Raw genomic sequence first — 15,405 nt, 5'->3', positions numbered from 1 at the left:
ATGATGGAGCGCAACACGTTCACGCAGCGCTCGACTGCACCTGATGAGATCACACCCATGTACGACTGGCTGAACGCCTTGCCCAAGGCCGAACTGCACCTGCACCTCGAAGGTTCCCTGGAGCCCGAGCTGCTGTTCGCCCTGGCCGAACGCAACAAGATCGCCCTGCCCTGGAGCGATGTGGAAACCCTGCGCAAGGCTTATGCCTTCAACAACCTGCAAGAGTTCCTCGACCTGTACTACCAGGGCGCGGACGTACTGCGCACCTCCCAGGATTTCTACGACCTGACCTGGGCCTACCTGCTGCGCTGCAAAGAGCAGAACGTCATCCACACCGAACCCTTCTTCGATCCGCAGACCCACACCGATCGCGGCATCCCCTTTGAAGTGGTGCTCAACGGCATCGCCAGCGCGCTCAAGGATGGCGAGCAGCAACTGGGCATCACCAGCGGCCTGATCCTCAGCTTCCTGCGTCACCTGAGCGAAGACGAAGCGCAGAAAACCCTCGACCAGGCGCTGCCGTTCCGCGAAGCCTTTGTCGCGGTCGGCCTGGACAGTTCGGAAATGGGTCACCCGCCGAGCAAGTTCCAGCGGGTGTTCGATCGTGCCCGCAGCGAAGGTTTCCTCACCGTCGCCCACGCCGGTGAAGAAGGCCCGCCCGAGTACATCTGGGAAGCCCTCGACCTGCTGAAGATCCAGCGTATCGACCACGGCGTGCGCGCCTTCGAAGACGAGCGGCTGATGCAGCGCATCATCGACGAGCAGATCCCGCTGACCGTCTGCCCGCTGTCGAACACCAAGCTCTGCGTGTTCGATCACATGTCGCAGCACAACATCCTCGAGATGCTCGAGCGTGGGGTGAAGGTCACCGTGAACTCCGATGACCCGGCCTACTTCGGCGGCTACGTCACCGAGAACTTCCACGCCCTGTACACCCACCTGGGCATGACCCAGGATCAGGCCAAGCGCCTGGCGCAGAACAGCCTGGATGCGCGCTTGGTCAAGCCGTAACCGCGATACACCTGTAGCCGCTGCCGAAGGCTACGATCGACCGGAACGGTCGCGGCGATCTCAATGACGCCGGAGGTCCTGCGGACCTATCGCAGCCTGCGGCAGCGGCTACAGCTCAGGCGCCGACTTCGCTCAACTCTTCCAGCGTCTTGCCCCGGGTCTCCATCCCGAACAGCCAGACCACCGCCGCGGCGACCGCGAAACACAGCGCGCCCAGGGCGAACACCCCACCCTGCCCGGTCATCGGGAACACCACGCCGGTCACCAAAGGCCCGAGCAGCGAACCGATGCGCCCCACCGCCGAGGCGAAGCCGGAACCGGTAGCCCGCGCCGAAGTGGGATACAACTCGGGCGTGTAGGTGTAGAGCACCGCCCACATACCGAACAGGAAGAACTGCATCAACAGGCCGGAGCTGATCAACAGCGCCACGTTGCCGCCGAACACCGCGCTCTGCCCGTAGAAAAACGCCATGACCCCACCGCCCAGCAGGGTGATCACGCACACCGGCTTGCGCCCCCAGCGCTCCACCAGCCAGGCGGCCATGAGGAAGCCGGGAATCCCGCCGAGGGAAATCAGCACCGTGTAGTACACCGACTGAGTCACGGCGAACCCCGACTGCTGCAACAAGGCGCTGAGCCACGAGGTCAGGCCATAAAAACCCAGCAGGGCAAAGAACCAGACGCTCCAGATCATCATGGTGCGTTGGCGATAGAGCGGCGACCAGATCTCGCGCAAGGCCGAGAAGAAATGCCCCGGCACGCTTTCCACCCGCGGCAGGCGCACCGGCTCGGGCAGATCCGCGCGCTGCAACGAGGCCCGGACCTTATCCTCGATCCGTCGCAGCACCTGGTCGGCATCGGCGTGCCGTCCGGCCTGCTCCAGCCAGCGCGGCGACTCGGGAATGAAGAAACGGATCGCCAGCACGAACACCGCCGGGATCGCCAGGACCAGGAAGATGTCGCGCCAGCCAATCAACGGCAGCAGGAAATACGAGAGCACGCCCGCCGCGACGAAACCCAGCGGCCAGAAGCCGTCCATCAAGGCGATATAGCGTCCGCGCCGCTTGGCCGGGATCATCTCCGACAGCATCGACTGGGCGATGGGAAACTCCATGCCCATGCCGATCCCCAGCAGCACCCGGAACAGGGTCAGGCTGTCCACCGTCTGCGCCGTGGAGCACAGGTAACTGGCGATGCCCCAGAGCACGATGCTCCACTGGAACACCGGCTTGCGCCCGAAGCGGTCGGCGAGCATGCCCGACAGCGATGCGCCGACCACCATGCCGAAGAAACTCGAACTGGCCAACAAGCCGGCCTGGGCCGTACTTAGGCCGAACTCGGCTTTGATCGAGCCGAGCAGGAAGGTCATCATCGCCAGGTCCATGGAGTCGAAGAAAAACGCCAGGGCGATGATGATGAAAATGACTCGGTGATAACCGCTGATGGGCAAGCGTTCCAGACGCTCCGCCGCACTGTATCCCTGACTTGCCATGCCCCGTCCCCCCGATTGAATGGTCTGCAATCGAGTGTGCAAGATCGACGCCGCCGCTCAGTGCTGGATGCGACCTGCCCGCACCCCGCAACGACGCCGCCGGCCAGGGTCAGTGATCGGCGTGGGCTGGCCTGGGGTAATGCGCGGAAACTTCAGCGCAGCGCGCCTGCAACATGTCCCGCAGCAGGTTCACCGGTTTGCTCAACTGCGCCCGATGGGCGCACAACAGGTTCAGCGGTGCCCGTTCGCAGCGCAGCTCCGGCATCAGCACCTTGAGCCGCCCGGCCAGCACATCGGCCGCCACGTCGAGCCAGGACTTGTAGGCGATGCCCCGCCCCGCCACCGCCCACAGGCGCACCACATCGGCATCGTCGCTGAAACGATCGCCGCTGACCGTCAGGCCGACCTCGCGCTTGCCGTCATGGAAACTCCAGTGATCGTGTACCCGGCTGCCGAGCATGTAGAGCAGGCAATTGTGCTGGGCCAGTTGTTCCAGCTGGCGCGGCTCGCCGTGGCGGACCAGGTACTCGGGGGCGGCCACCAGCACCCGCCGGTTCTGCGGCGCGACCGGCAGGGCCACCAGGCTGGAGTCTTCCGGCTCGCCGTAACGCAGGGCAATGTCCACCGGCTGGCGAAACAGATCGGCAATGCGATCGCCCAGCAGCAGGCGCACCGTGAGCTTGGGGTGCTCCTGCTGGAACTGGTCGAGCCAGGGCAGCAACAGGTTGCGGCCGAAGTCCGAGGGCGCGGACAGCTGGAGAACGCCGCTGACCTGATCCTGCCCGCTGGCCAACAAGCGCCGCCCCTCCTCCAGGTTGCTCAGGGCCGCGCGGGCGTATTCGAGAAACCCTTCGCCCTCGGCGGTCAGGCGCAGGCTGCGGGTCGAACGCGCCAGCAACCGGACGCCGAGTTGCTGCTCGATGCGCTTGAGGGCGGCGCTGGCCACCGCCGCCGACAGGTCCATGACCCGCGCCGCGGCGGACAGGCTGCCGAGGTCGGCGGCGCGCACGAACAATTGCAGGTCATCGAATCGCAGCATCTGGCTCACCGGGCATTATCAAAAAAATATTGAAAGAGACTGCTGTTTTAGCCGGTTTTATCTTCAGGGGAAATGACCAATGATCTGCGCACTCTCACACCAGCCCGTCATAACCGCCCTGAAGGACACCGCCATGTCGCAAGCCTTTACCGCCATTGCCACCCTTGTCGCGAAGAGCGGCCAGCAAGCCCTGCTCCAACACGAACTCACCGCCCTGGTGCAACCGAGCCGTGAAGAAGCCGGCTGCCAGTACTACAACCTGCACCAGGACGCCGAAGCCCCAGGCACCTTTTATGTACTGGAGCGCTGGGACGATGAGGCGGCCCTGGAGTTTCACAACGCCACGGCGCACTTCCAGCATTTTCTCAGCCAGACCCGCGAAGCGATCGAACACTTCGAGCTCAAGCGCCTGCTGCTGATCCTCTGACCCGACCTTCATCTTCATCAGGAAAACCCACCATGAAAGCCATCGCCTACTACGCCTCCCTGCCGATCAACGATCCTTTGTCCCTGCAAGACATCGAACTGCCGGAACCGGTTGCCGGCCCGCGCGACCTGCTGGTGGAAGTCAAAGCCATCTCGGTCAACCCGGTGGACACCAAGGTCCGCCAGAACGTCCAGCCTGAAGGCGGCGCCGCCAAGGTGCTGGGCTGGGACGTGGCCGGGGTGGTCAAGGCGGTGGGCAGCGACGTCAGCCTGTTCAAGGCCGGCGACAAGGTGTTCTACGCCGGCTCGATCGCCCGCGCCGGCGGCAACAGCGAACTGCATGTGGTGGACGAGCGCATCGTCGGCCATATGCCCAAGAACCTGGGTTTCGCCGAAGCCGCCGCCCTGCCGCTGACCGCGATCACCGCCTGGGAACTGCTGTTCGAGCGCCTGCAGATCGCCGAAGGCCAGGCCGATCGGCAGCAGAGCCTGTTGATCGTCGGCGCGGCCGGCGGTGTGGGTTCGATCCTCACCCAACTGGCCAGCCAGCTCACCGGCCTCAAGGTCATAGGCACCGCCTCACGCGTTGAAACCCAGGGCTGGGTGCGCGAGCTGGGCGCCGACCTGGTGATCGACCACAGCCAGCCGCTGAGCCAGGAACTGAAGAAAGCCGGCCAGGCCAGCGTCACCCATGTCGCCAGCCTGACCCAGACCGACGCGCACCTGGACGAACTGGTCGAGGCGCTCGCGCCCCAGGGCCGGCTGGCGCTGATCGACGATCCGAAAACCCTCGACGTGACCAAGCTCAAGCGCAAGAGCCTGTCGCTGCACTGGGAGTTCATGTACACCCGCTCGCTGTTCGAGACCGCGGACATGCAGGAGCAGCACAAGCTGCTCAATCGCGTCGCCGAGCTGATCGACGCCGGCACCCTGAAGACCACCCTCGGCGAACACTTCGGCGCGATCAACGCGGCCAACCTGCGGCGCGCTCACGCCTTGCTGGAAAGCGGCAAGGCCAAGGGCAAGATCGTGCTGGAAGGGTTCTGAAGCAGGGAGCGGACGGCAGTCCTGCCGGCTCCGGAAAGGGGCAGGATGCCGTCAGTCCGAGAGTTGATCCTTGTCATACTTGTGACCGTATTCGGGTCTACACTGGGGGCCCTTGCAGTGCAAATCTTTTACCCGAGGAGGTCAGCAATGAAGATCCTGATAAAAGAATTGGCAAAATCCAAAGGCTCCCAATGGCAGGTTCAACTCGACCAGCATGCGGTGACCTTCCGCAGCGAGGCCGAAGCCCGAGCCTTCGCCAATACCCTGGAAACGCGTCTGCACGCTCCCCATCGATTCCCCGAAAGCCAACAGCGCGCCGCCGGCTGATTACAGCCGGGCGGCTTGCAGCGCCCTGGCGTTCTGCAATTTCCGGGTGACCATCGCCAGCGTCACCACCAGAATCCCACACAGGCTGATGACCGTTGCCATCGGCACGGCGCTGCCGTCGTGCAGCACACCCACCAGCGCTGCGGCGCCGGCCGCCACGCTGAACTGCAGGCAGCCAAGCATCGCCGAGGCACTGCCGGCCCGTGCACCCTGACCGTTCATGGCGCAGGCCGAGGCATTGGGAAGGATGCAACCCAGGCTGGCGATGCAAATGAACAGCGGCAGCAGCAGCGGCCAGAGTTGTGCCGGGTGCAACGAGCTGACGGCAAGCAGCGCCAGGCCCCCCAACAGGTAGATCCACACCGTGCGCGCCAGCAGGAACGCCGGACCGCGCTTGGCCAGCAACCGCGCATTGATCTGCGCCACCAGGATGAAACCGCCGGCGTTGATCCCGAAGAACCAGCCGAAGTGCTCGGCCGGCACACCGTAGAGCTTGATGAAGACGAAAGGCGAACCGGCGATGTAGGCGAACATCCCGGCGATGGCGATGCCCCCGGTCAGGGCATGGCCGAGAAACACCCGGTCAGCCAGCAGCCGGCCGTATTGGCGCAAGGCGCCGGACAAGGGTTGGCGCGGCACATGGGCCGGCAGGCTTTCCGGCAAGCCCAGGGCTACCGCCAGGCCGGCCAGGGCGCTGAACAGGGTCAGCATGATGAAGATCGACTGCCAGCCGTAGAGATTCACCAGCAGGCCGCCGAGCATCGGCGCCAGGATCGGCGCCAGGCCCATGACCAGCATCAGCTGGGAAAACACCTTGGCCGAACCCACTGCGTCGCACTTGTCGCTGACCACCGCCCGGGAAATCACCATACCCGCACAACCGCCCAGTGCCTGGACGAAGCGCGCACCGATCAGCCATTCCAGGTTCGGCGCGTAGGCGCAGGCCAGGGACGCCAGGGTGAACAGCCCCACCCCGGCCAGCAACGGGATGCGCCGGCCAAAGCGGTCGGCCACGGGACCGTAGGCCAGCTGGCCGATGGACAGGCCGAGGAAGTAGGCTGCCAGGGTCAGCTGGACGTGTTTTTCATCGGTGCCAAAGGCCAGCGCCATCGCCGGGAACGCCGGTAGATAGAAGTCGATGGCCAGAGGACCGAAGGCGCTCAGGGCGCCGAGAATCAGGATTGTGCGAAGGTTCATCAGGCATCCAGGTGCGGGTCGGTCGGCAGCCCGACAGTTTATCCGCGCTTGGAGGCCTTGAACATTCCGATAGGTCGCTAACTATTAAAAAGACCGGTTAAATCCGCTCAAGCCAGCTTGACCGCATAGCCTTCTTCGCTGATCAGGCTGATCACCTCGTCGGCGGACAAGCGGCTTTCCACACCCACTTCCCTGGCCCCGAGATCGACCTTGACGCTGGCCGCCGGATCCTTGCTCTGCACCGCCTGAGTGATGGCCCGGACGCAGTGACCGCAGGACATACCTTCGACATTGAACACTTGCATGACGCTTCTCCTGTTGTGAGGGTTATCGCCAGTCTTGGCCTTGCCACCATGGCAAGGTCAAGTTCCGGATACATCTGCCGGGCTGGCAATAGTCCACGCGCTCGGCCAAGCTTCACCCCTCAACGACACGACACTAGGAGATTCAGCCATGCGCTGGTCGGTTATCAGCCTGTTCAGCCTCCTCGGCCTGATCGCGGCCACCCCTTCGGTCAACGCCGCCGGCGAGGACTACAGCGTCCTGATCATTTCCCGGGAACGGCTGGAAGTCGCCACGTCCTGCGAAATCGGCCTGTACATCGAGGACCAGTTGGCGGGCCGGCTGTTCCAGGAACAAGCCACGTCCTTCAACCTGCCGCCGGGCAAAGTCTCGCTGCGCCTGAAACTGCTGCCGGGGCAGATGCCGGGCTGCAACCCGGGCATGCTCGCGCCAAGCTCCCAGGACATCAGCCTGAAGGCCGGCGACGTACTGAAGTTCCGCATCGCCATGAGCCCATCGGGCCTGCAGCTCCAGCGCACCGGCCTGGGATACTAAGGCACCGGGTCGTCGCCTGCGCCCTGTCCCTCCCCGGAACCGGCACAGGCGACGACCCTGGCGTTACCCCGAGACAGATTGAAGCACCCTGCACCATGGCGCTTGACCTTGCCAGCATGGCAAGGTTGATCCTGTAGACCACCGTTTACAGGGAGTGTCAGTGATGTCCGAATCAACCACTTTTGACCTGCCGATTGCCGGCATGACCTGCGCCAGCTGCGCCGGGCGTGTGGAGCGTGCCTTGAGCAAGGTCGCCGGCGCCATGGCTGTCAGCGTCAACCTCGCCACCGAACAGGCCCGCGTCCAGGCGCCCAGCGACAGCCTGCCGGCGCTGATGGCCGCGGTGCAGGATGCCGGCTACAGCGTGCCGGCCCACAGCCTGGAACTGAATATCGGCGGCATGACCTGCGCCTCCTGCGTCGGCCGCGTGGAACGCGCGCTGAGCAAGGTGGCCGGGGTCACCCGGGTCAGCGTCAACCTGGCCAACGAACGCGCGCACGTCGATCTGCTGGGCCAGGTCGATAGCGCCGACTTGATCGCCGCCGTCGACAAGGCCGGCTACTCCGCCACCCTGTGGCAGGCCGAACACCCCGAGCGCGACGATCAGCAGCAACGCCTGCAGCGCGAACGCTGGTCCCTGGTGCTGGCGATCCTCCTGGCCCTGCCGCTGGTGCTGCCCATGGTGGTACAACCCTTTGGCCTGCACTGGATGCTGCCGGCCTGGGCGCAGTTCGTCCTGGCCACACCGGTGCAATTCATCTTCGGTGCGCGTTTTTATGTCGCCGCCTGGAAGGCCGTGCGCGCCGGTGCCGGCAACATGGACTTGCTGGTGGCCCTGGGCACCAGCGCCGGTTACGGTTTGAGCCTGTACCAATGGGCCATCACCCCCGCCGGCGGCATGCCACACCTGTACTTCGAGGCCTCGGCCGTGGTGATCGCCCTGGTGCTGCTGGGCAAGTACCTGGAAAGCCGCGCCAAGCGCCAGACCGCCAGCGCCATCCGCGCCCTCGAAGCCTTGCGCCCGGAGCGGGCGATCCTGGTCGTCGATGGCCGTGAGCGGGACGTGGCGATCAGCGCCCTGCGCCTGAACGACCTGGTGCTGGTCAAGCCCGGCGAGCGCTTCCCGGTGGACGGCGAAGTGGTCGAAGGCCAGAGCCATGCCGACGAGGCCCTGATCAGCGGCGAAAGCCTGCCGGTGCCGAAACAGCCCGGCGACCCGGTCACCGGCGGCGCCATCAACGGTGAAGGCCGGCTGCTGGTGCGGACCCTGGCCCTCGGCGCGGAAACCGTGCTGGCGCGCATCATCCGCCTGGTGGAAGACGCCCAGGCCGGCAAGGCGCCGATCCAGAAGCTGGTGGACCGGGTCAGCCAGGTGTTCGTGCCGACGGTACTGGTGCTGGCCCTGGCAACGCTGATCGGCTGGTGGCTGTATGGCGCGCCGCTGGAAACCGCGCTGATCAATGCGGTCGCGGTGCTGGTCATCGCCTGTCCCTGCGCGCTGGGGCTGGCCACGCCGACCGCGATCATGGCCGGTACCGGCGTCGCCGCCCGCCACGGGATCCTGATCAAGGACGCCGAAGCCCTGGAGCGCGCCCATGAAGTCAGCACCGTGGTCTTCGACAAGACCGGCACCCTGACTTCCGGCACGCCACGCATCGCCCATCTGGATGCGGTCGATGGCAACGAAGACCACCTGCTGCAATTGGCTGGCGCCCTGCAACGCGGCAGCGAGCACCCGCTGGCCAAGGCCGTTCTCGACCTGTGCGCCGAACGCCAGTTGGCGGTGGCCGACGTCAGCGCCAGCCAGTCCCTGACCGGCCGCGGCATCGCCGGCACCCTGGACGGCCGCCAACTGGCCCTGGGCAACCGGCGCCTGTTGGAAGAAAGCGGCCTGCAGGCCGGCGACCTGGCGGCCTCGGCCCAGGCCTGGGAAACCGAAGGCCGCACCCTGTCCTGGCTGATCGAACAACAGCCGCAACCCCGCGTACTGGGCCTGTTCGCCTTTGGCGACACCCTCAAGCCCGGCGCCCTGCAAGCGGTACGACAACTGGGTGCGCGCCATATCGGCAGCCACCTGCTGACCGGCGACAACCGCGGCAGCGCCAAGGTGGTCGCCGAGGCCCTGGGCATCACCAACGTGCACGCCGAAGTGCTGCCCGCCGACAAGGCCGCCACAGTCGCCGAACTGAAAAAGACCGGCGTGGTGGCGATGGTCGGCGACGGCATCAACGACGCCCCGGCCCTGGCCGCCGCCGATATCGGCATTGCCATGGGCGGCGGTACCGATGTGGCGATGCACGCGGCGGGGATCACCCTGATGCGCGGCGACCCGCGCCTGGTGCCGGCGGCCCTGGAGATCAGCCGCAAGACCTACGCGAAGATCCGCCAGAACCTGTTCTGGGCCTTCGTCTACAACCTGATCGGCATTCCGCTGGCGGCGTTCGGCCTGCTCAACCCGGTGCTGGCCGGGGCGGCCATGGCGCTGTCCAGCGTCAGCGTGGTGAGCAATGCGCTACTGTTGAAAACCTGGAAACCCAAAGACCTGGAGGACGCCCGATGAACATCGGCCAAGCAGCCCGCAAGAGCGGCCTGAGCGCCAAGATGATCCGCTACTACGAGTCCATCGGCCTGCTCAGGCCGGCCCATCGCAGCGACAGCGGCTACCGCCTGTACGGTGACGACGACCTGCACAGCCTGGCCTTTATCAAGCGCTCGCGGGACCTGGGCTTTTCCCTGGAGGAAGTGGGCAAGCTGCTGACCCTGTGGCAGGACCGCCAGCGCGCCAGCGCCGATGTCAAAGCCCTGGCCCGCCAGCACATCGACGAGCTCAACCGGAAAATCGCCGAACTGGCCGGGTTGCGCGACACCCTGCAGGACCTGGTGCAGCACTGCCATGGCGACCACCGCCCGGATTGTCCGATTCTCAAGGACCTTGCTTCGGGCGGGTGCTGCGCGTGATGTAGCCGCTGCTGCAGGCTGTGATCGGTCTGGGCGGCATTCCGTACGAAGAGGACGTGCTCTTCGAGATCGCTGGAAGGCTCTTCGAGCCTTATCGCAGCCTGCGGCAGCGGCTACGTGATTCACGGGCACAAAAAAATCCGGCTATTGCCGGATTTTTTTGTGCCCGTGAATCACTGCATCCAGGGCGGAGGCGGTGGTTCCTCGGACTTGGTCGGTGGTGCGTCGTCGGCCATGCGCATGGCTTGGCGCCGCTCCTCGTCCAGGCGCGCCGCCTCGATTTCCCGCAGCACGCCGCCGACATCCGCCAGTTCTTCAGGATCGTCGAACTCGCCGGTCAGGACGCTGCCCGGGTGCAGGGTGCCGGCTTCGTACAGTGCCCACATCTCCTTGGCGTAACGGGTGCGCTTGAGCTCCGGGGCAAACCGCCCGAAGTAGGACGCCATGTTGCCGACATCCCGCTCCAGCATGCTGAAGGCGTGGTTGTTGCCCGCCGCGTCCACCGCCTGGGGCAGGTCGATGATCACCGGGCCATCGGGAGTCAGCAACACGTTGAACTCGGACAGGTCACCGTGCACCAGGCCGGTACACAGCATCAGCACGATCTGGGAAATCAGGAAGGCGTGATATTCGCGGGCCTGATCCGGCTCCAGCACCACGTCGTTCAGGCGTGGCGCGGCATCGCCGTATTCATCCGCCACCAACTCCATCAGCAGCACGCCTTCGAGGAAGTCGAACGGCTTGGGCACCCGCACGCCGGCATTGGCCAGGCGGAACAGCGCCGCCACTTCGGCGTTCTGCCAGGCGTCTTCGGCCTCCTTGCGCCCGAACTTGGACCCCTTGGCCATCGCGCGAGCCTGACGGCTGTTGCGCACCTTGCGGCCTTCCTGATACTCGGCCGCCTGACGAAAACTTCGTTTGTTCGCCTCCTTGTAAACCTTGGCGCAACGTAATTCGTTGCCGCAGCGCACCACATAAACAGCTGCTTCTTTACCACTCATGAGTGGGCGCAGCACCTCGTCGACCAGACCGTCCTCGATCAGGGGTTCAATGCGTTTTGGAGTCTTCATCAGCTTTTATCAGGGGTCCTTTATTACCAAACACGCGAATGTCACTCGTTATACGGCAATCCTCGCACCACGGGGAGAGGTTACCGACCTGCGACAGTGCCAATGCACTCAATGTGCCAGGTCAACCCGTCATGCCGACACCCTCGACCGACCAGGATCATAGCCCACTGCTCGCCCACTGCTCGTCGCGAGTGCTTCGCGCTCGATCGCGAACAAGGGCTGTCCAACCCGGGCCCTCAGCGCTCGACAATCGCCGTCACGCCCTGGCCACCGGCGGCGCAGATCGAAATCAGGCCACGTCCCTTCCCCGCCACCTCCAGCAGCTTCGCCAGGTTGGCGACAATCCTCCCGCCGGTGGCGGCGAACGGATGCCCGGCCGCCAGCGAACTGCCTTTGACATTCAGCCGGCTGCGGTCGATGGAGCCCAAGGGCGCGTCCAGCCCCAGGCGGGTCTTGCAGTAATCCCCATCCTCCCAGGCCTTGAGCGTGCACAGCACCTGCGCGGCGAAGGCTTCATGGATTTCGTAGTAGTCGAAGTTCTGCAGCGTCAGGCCGTTGCGCGCCAGCAAGCGCGGCACCGCGTAGACCGGAGCCATCAGCAGCCCTTCCGCGCCGTGGACGAAATCCACCGCCGCCGCTTCGCCGTCGCGCAAATAAGCCAGGATCGGCAAGCCACGTTCCTTCGCCCATTCCTCGCTGCCCAAAAGCACCAGGGACGCGCCATCGGTCAACGGCGTGGAGTTGCCCGCGGTCAGGGTGGCTTTGTCGCCGCGCTCGAACACCGGCTTCAACGACGCCAGCTTTTCCAGGGTCAGGTCCGGGCGCAGATTGTTGTCGCGGGTCAGGCCGAGGAAGGGGGTCATCAGATCGTCGTGCCAGCCCTCGGCATAGGCGGCGGCCATTTTCTGATGGCTCTCCAGCGCCAGTTGATCCTGCTCGTCGCGGGGGATGTTCCAGGTTTGCGCCATCAGCTCGCAGTGCTGGCCCATGGACAAGCCGGTACGCGGCTCGCCATTGCGCGGCAGCTCCGGCTTGAGATGTCGGGGGCGCAGTTGCAGGAAGGTCATGAGCTTGTCGCCCAGGGTCTTGCCGCGGTTGGCCTGCAGCAGGATCTTGCGCAGCCCTTCGTTGACCCCGATCGGTGCGTCCGAGGTGGTATCGACGCCGCCGGCAATGCCGCAGTCGATCTGCCCCAGGGCGATCTTGTTGGCCACCAGCAACGCCGCTTCCAGGCCGGTGCCGCAGGCTTGCTGGATATCGTAGGCCGGGGTGGTCGGCGACAGCCGCGAGCCGAGCACGCATTCGCGGGTCAGGTTGAAATCCCGGGAATGCTTGAGCACCGCGCCAGCGGCCACCTCGCCCAGGCGCAGGCCGTGCAGGTTGTAGCGTTCGATCAGGCCTTCCAGGGCCGCGGTCAGCATGGCTTGGTTGCTCGCAGTGGCGTAAGGACCATTGGAACGGGCAAAGGGGATGCGGTTGCCGCCGATAATCGCAACACGACGCAGCTGAGTCATGGAAAGCTCCCTATTCTGTGAGTGGCACAACCGACAAGCGTAGGTTGTATATCGAACGACCGAAGGCCCTTCGTGGTCCACACCTTTGAACCCCAGCAATCAGGCTGTTTGAAAACGTAGCGAGCGAAGGCAAGACAAGGCAAAAACAGGCGAGGAACGGCCGGGGTCGCGGACGACTTTAGGGGCCTAAATGAGCACTCCGAGCCTGTTTTTAACGCAGGATTGCGCGCGAAGCCCGCAGTAGTTTTCAGACAGCCTGAACGGAGAGTGTTCCATGTCAGATCGCTACATCGACTTCGCCAACTCGTCCATCGGCCACCGCCTGGTCGGGGCCCTTGGCCTGCCGTCGCCGGTGCGTCTGGAGCGCTGGCAGGCCGGCCGCATGCGTCCGGTCGAGGGGGCGCTGCTGATCGGCGGCGGCCCGCTCACCCAGCAGGTCGGCGTCATCGCCCCGCGGCTGACCGAGAGCATCTACAGCTACGGCACCGATCCGACCCTCGCCACGGCCTGGATTCCCGGCCACGGCCCCAGGCTCAAGGCCGTGGTATTCGACGCCAGCGATATCCTGCAGACCGACCAGCTCAAGCAGTTGCGCGAATTTTTCCAGCCGCTGATGAAGAACCTCGAGCCCAGCGCGCACCTGGTGATTCTCGGCCGCGCCCCGGAAACCCTCGGCGATCCGTTCGCCGCCAGCGCCCAGCGCGCCCTGGAGGGCTTCAGCCGTTCGCTGGCCAAGGAGCTGCGCAGCGGCGCCACCCTGCAATTGCTGTACGTCGGTGAGGGCGCCGAAAGCCAGCTGGAAGGCGCGCTGCGGTTCTTTCTCTCGCCGAAAAGCGCTTACATCTCCGGCCAGGCGATCCGCCTGAACCCCTGCGCGCCCCAGGTCCAGGACTGGACCCGGCCCCTGGCCGGCGCGCGGGCCCTGGTCACCGGCGCGGCGCGCGGCATTGGTGCGGCGATCGCCGAGACCCTGGCCCGGGATGGTGCCCAGGTGGTGCTGCTGGACGTGCCCGCCGCCAAGACCGATCTCGAAGCCCTGGCCGCGCGCCTGGGCGGCCACGCGATCACCCTGGATATCTGCGCCGAAGACGCCGCGACCCGGTTGGTGGAACAGTTGCCGGACGGCATCGATATCGTGGTGCATAACGCCGGCATCACCCGCGACAAGACCCTGGCCAACATGACCCCGGAGTTCTGGGACGCGGTGCTGGCGGTCAACCTCAACGCCCCGCAGGTGCTGACCCAGGCACTGCTGGACAGCGGCACCCTGCGCGACAACGGCCGGGTGATTCTGCTGGCGTCCATCAGCGGCATCGCCGGCAATCGCGGGCAGACCAACTATGCGGCGAGCAAGGCCGGGCTGATCGGCCTGGCCCAGGCCTGGGCACCGCTGTTGCAGGAGCGCGGCATCAGCATCAACGCCGTGGCCCCGGGTTTTATCGAGACCCAGATGACCGCGCACATTCCGTTCGCCCTGCGCGAAGCCGGGCGACGCATGAGTTCGCTGGGGCAAGGCGGGCTGCCGCAGGACGTTGCCGAAGCCGTGGCCTGGCTCGGCCAGCCGGGCACCGGCGCGGTCACCGGGCAAGCGCTGCGCGTCTGTGGGCAAAGCGTATTGGGAGCCTGAACATGAGCCTGCAATGGAATGAGCTGGATACCCCGCCGAACCTGCCCAAGCTGTACTGGAAGGCCGCGACCCGCCGCAGGATCACCGGCACCGAGCTGCCTGAATATGGCCTGCGCCACCCGGTGAGCGTGCAGCCGGCGAAGCTTGCGGCCTATCGCCAGGTCTGCGGTTTTACCGAGAACGGCCTGCTGCCGCCGACCTATCCCCATGTGCTGGCGTTCGCCCTGCAGATGCAACTACTGACCGCCAAGGACTTTCCCTTTCCGCTGCTGGGGTTGATCCACCTGGCCAACCGCATTCGTGTGCTGCGGCCCATGGGTGGGGTCGGCAACTTGAGCATCGGCGTGCGTGTGGACAACTTGCAGCCCCATGCCAAAGGCGCGGTTTTCGATCTGCTGACCAGCGTCGACGACGCGCTCGGGCCCCTGTGGGAAGCGCAAAGCCGGATGCTCTGCCGGGGTGTGCAACTGCCGGGGGAAGCCGCGGCCGAAGAGCCGCCGAGCGAGGCCAGCCTCAGCGAGCTGACGCGCTGGCAAGCCCCCGCCGATATCGGCCGGCGTTACGCCCGGGTGTCCGGCGACTACAACCCGATTCACCTGAGCACGGTGAGCGCCCGAATGTTCGGCTTCCCCCAGGCCATCGCCCACGGCCTGTGGAACAAGGCGCGGACTCTGGCGGCGTTGAGCGAGCATTTGCCGGCGGCCAATATCGAGATCGCCGTGGACTTCCGAAAGCCGGTGCGCCTGCCCAGCGAGGTGTGCCTGCTGGCAAGCGCCGCGGGTTCGAGCGGTGACCTGCGCCTGACCGGCGCGGGCGACCTGGAGCATATGAGCGGGCATTGGCAACCGTTGACCTGAGCC

Annotated in this window: 15 protein-coding genes; 9 read left to right on the top strand and 6 right to left on the bottom strand. The window is 65.5% G+C overall.

Features of this window, described 5'->3' with window-relative positions; translation table 11 throughout:
• Window positions 1-57: 57 nt before the first annotated feature.
• Window positions 58-1,011, top strand: a complete 954-nt coding sequence (locus PVZ80_RS07655; protein ID WP_007923280.1) for an adenosine deaminase — start codon at window positions 58-60, stop codon at window positions 1,009-1,011.
• Window positions 1,012-1,126: 115 nt separating this feature from the next.
• Here PVZ80_RS07655 and PVZ80_RS07650 read toward each other — a convergent pair whose 3' ends face one another.
• The gene (locus tag PVZ80_RS07650) at window positions 1,127-2,503 is read right to left on the bottom strand and encodes an MFS transporter (RefSeq protein ID WP_016703805.1); all 1,377 of its coding nucleotides are present in this window, start codon (window positions 2,501-2,503) and stop codon (window positions 1,127-1,129) included.
• A 109-nt stretch (window positions 2,504-2,612) separates the two neighbouring features.
• Window positions 2,613-3,542, bottom strand: a complete 930-nt coding sequence (locus PVZ80_RS07645; protein WP_273863623.1) for a LysR family transcriptional regulator — start codon at window positions 3,540-3,542, stop codon at window positions 2,613-2,615.
• 133 nt (window positions 3,543-3,675) lie between these two features.
• Between PVZ80_RS07645 and PVZ80_RS07640 the strand changes: the two genes are divergently transcribed.
• The 3 genes from PVZ80_RS07640 to PVZ80_RS07630 all read left to right on the top strand — a co-directional run bounded on the left by PVZ80_RS07640 (window position 3,676) and on the right by PVZ80_RS07630 (window position 5,342).
• Complete coding sequence (locus tag PVZ80_RS07640; protein ID WP_053268141.1) at window positions 3,676-3,969, top strand: putative quinol monooxygenase; 294 nt, start codon at window positions 3,676-3,678, stop codon at window positions 3,967-3,969.
• A 32-nt stretch (window positions 3,970-4,001) separates the two neighbouring features.
• Window positions 4,002-5,015, top strand: a complete 1,014-nt coding sequence (locus PVZ80_RS07635; RefSeq protein WP_273863622.1) for a zinc-binding alcohol dehydrogenase family protein — start codon at window positions 4,002-4,004, stop codon at window positions 5,013-5,015.
• 147 nt (window positions 5,016-5,162) lie between these two features.
• Window positions 5,163-5,342 carry a hypothetical protein gene (locus tag PVZ80_RS07630; protein WP_009046812.1) on the top strand — a complete coding sequence of 60 codons (180 nt, stop codon included), beginning with the start codon at window positions 5,163-5,165 and terminating at the stop codon, window positions 5,340-5,342.
• On the opposite strand, the gene PVZ80_RS07625 is transcribed toward PVZ80_RS07630, so the two are convergent.
• Together PVZ80_RS07625 and PVZ80_RS07620 are read right to left on the bottom strand one after the other, a co-directional pair.
• A complete protein-coding gene (locus PVZ80_RS07625; protein ID WP_038630526.1) occupies window positions 5,343-6,539 on the bottom strand; it encodes a multidrug effflux MFS transporter in 1,197 nt (398 codons plus the stop codon).
• 107 nt (window positions 6,540-6,646) lie between these two features.
• Window positions 6,647-6,844 carry a heavy-metal-associated domain-containing protein gene (locus PVZ80_RS07620; protein WP_007923288.1) on the bottom strand — a complete coding sequence of 66 codons (198 nt, stop codon included), beginning with the start codon at window positions 6,842-6,844 and terminating at the stop codon, window positions 6,647-6,649.
• Between the two features lie 148 nt (window positions 6,845-6,992).
• Between PVZ80_RS07620 and PVZ80_RS07615 the strand changes: the two genes are divergently transcribed.
• The 3 genes from PVZ80_RS07615 to cueR all read left to right on the top strand — a co-directional run bounded on the left by PVZ80_RS07615 (window position 6,993) and on the right by cueR (window position 10,334).
• The gene (locus PVZ80_RS07615) at window positions 6,993-7,376 is read left to right on the top strand and encodes a hypothetical protein (RefSeq protein WP_124303394.1); all 384 of its coding nucleotides are present in this window, start codon (window positions 6,993-6,995) and stop codon (window positions 7,374-7,376) included.
• Window positions 7,377-7,539: 163 nt separating this feature from the next.
• A complete protein-coding gene (locus PVZ80_RS07610; protein ID WP_110176085.1) occupies window positions 7,540-9,936 on the top strand; it encodes a heavy metal translocating P-type ATPase in 2,397 nt (798 codons plus the stop codon).
• Complete coding sequence (gene cueR / locus PVZ80_RS07605; protein ID WP_009046808.1) at window positions 9,933-10,334, top strand: Cu(I)-responsive transcriptional regulator; 402 nt, start codon at window positions 9,933-9,935, stop codon at window positions 10,332-10,334. The genes PVZ80_RS07610 and cueR overlap by 4 nt, the downstream gene beginning before the upstream one ends.
• Window positions 10,335-10,507: 173 nt before the next feature.
• Here cueR and PVZ80_RS07600 read toward each other — a convergent pair whose 3' ends face one another.
• Window positions 10,508-11,404, bottom strand: coding sequence for a PA4780 family RIO1-like protein kinase (locus tag PVZ80_RS07600; protein WP_009046807.1), 897 nt, complete (start codon window positions 11,402-11,404; stop codon window positions 10,508-10,510).
• A gap of 236 nt (window positions 11,405-11,640) precedes the next feature.
• The gene (locus PVZ80_RS07595) at window positions 11,641-12,918 is read right to left on the bottom strand and encodes an acetyl-CoA C-acetyltransferase (protein ID WP_273863620.1); all 1,278 of its coding nucleotides are present in this window, start codon (window positions 12,916-12,918) and stop codon (window positions 11,641-11,643) included.
• A gap of 274 nt (window positions 12,919-13,192) precedes the next feature.
• On the opposite strand from PVZ80_RS07595, the gene PVZ80_RS07590 reads away from it, so the two are divergent.
• On the top strand, window positions 13,193-14,545 hold the full coding sequence (locus PVZ80_RS07590) for a 3-oxoacyl-ACP reductase (protein WP_016703796.1): 1,353 nt from the start codon (window positions 13,193-13,195) through the stop codon (window positions 14,543-14,545).
• A 2-nt stretch (window positions 14,546-14,547) separates the two neighbouring features.
• Window positions 14,548-15,402 carry a MaoC/PaaZ C-terminal domain-containing protein gene (locus PVZ80_RS07585; RefSeq protein ID WP_028681572.1) on the top strand — a complete coding sequence of 285 codons (855 nt, stop codon included), beginning with the start codon at window positions 14,548-14,550 and terminating at the stop codon, window positions 15,400-15,402.
• Window positions 15,403-15,405: the final 3 nt, after the last annotated feature.

The sequence above is a fragment of the Pseudomonas sp. B3G-3 genome (assembly GCF_028640915.1).
GTDB classification, from domain to species: domain Bacteria; phylum Pseudomonadota; class Gammaproteobacteria; order Pseudomonadales; family Pseudomonadaceae; genus Aquipseudomonas; species Aquipseudomonas chlororaphis_I.
The sequence above is the reverse complement of the archived record's forward strand: the minus strand, read 5'-3'. Positions and strand labels throughout refer to the sequence as shown.

Coding starts and splice junctions, on each gene's coding strand:
- PVZ80_RS07655 (WP_007923280.1), top strand. CDS start 58: ATGTACGACTGGCTGAACGCCTTGCCCAAGGCCGAACTGCACCTGCAC.
- PVZ80_RS07650 (WP_016703805.1), bottom strand. CDS start 2,503: ATGGCAAGTCAGGGATACAGTGCGGCGGAGCGTCTGGAACGCTTGCCC.
- PVZ80_RS07645 (WP_273863623.1), bottom strand. CDS start 3,542: ATGCTGCGATTCGATGACCTGCAATTGTTCGTGCGCGCCGCCGACCTC.
- PVZ80_RS07640 (WP_053268141.1), top strand. CDS start 3,676: ATGTCGCAAGCCTTTACCGCCATTGCCACCCTTGTCGCGAAGAGCGGC.
- PVZ80_RS07635 (WP_273863622.1), top strand. CDS start 4,002: ATGAAAGCCATCGCCTACTACGCCTCCCTGCCGATCAACGATCCTTTG.
- PVZ80_RS07630 (WP_009046812.1), top strand. CDS start 5,163: ATGAAGATCCTGATAAAAGAATTGGCAAAATCCAAAGGCTCCCAATGG.
- PVZ80_RS07625 (WP_038630526.1), bottom strand. CDS start 6,539: ATGAACCTTCGCACAATCCTGATTCTCGGCGCCCTGAGCGCCTTCGGT.
- PVZ80_RS07620 (WP_007923288.1), bottom strand. CDS start 6,844: ATGCAAGTGTTCAATGTCGAAGGTATGTCCTGCGGTCACTGCGTCCGG.
- PVZ80_RS07615 (WP_124303394.1), top strand. CDS start 6,993: ATGCGCTGGTCGGTTATCAGCCTGTTCAGCCTCCTCGGCCTGATCGCG.
- PVZ80_RS07610 (WP_110176085.1), top strand. CDS start 7,540: ATGTCCGAATCAACCACTTTTGACCTGCCGATTGCCGGCATGACCTGC.
- cueR (WP_009046808.1), top strand. CDS start 9,933: ATGAACATCGGCCAAGCAGCCCGCAAGAGCGGCCTGAGCGCCAAGATG.
- PVZ80_RS07600 (WP_009046807.1), bottom strand. CDS start 11,404: ATGAAGACTCCAAAACGCATTGAACCCCTGATCGAGGACGGTCTGGTC.
- PVZ80_RS07595 (WP_273863620.1), bottom strand. CDS start 12,918: ATGACTCAGCTGCGTCGTGTTGCGATTATCGGCGGCAACCGCATCCCC.
- PVZ80_RS07590 (WP_016703796.1), top strand. CDS start 13,193: ATGTCAGATCGCTACATCGACTTCGCCAACTCGTCCATCGGCCACCGC.
- PVZ80_RS07585 (WP_028681572.1), top strand. CDS start 14,548: ATGAGCCTGCAATGGAATGAGCTGGATACCCCGCCGAACCTGCCCAAG.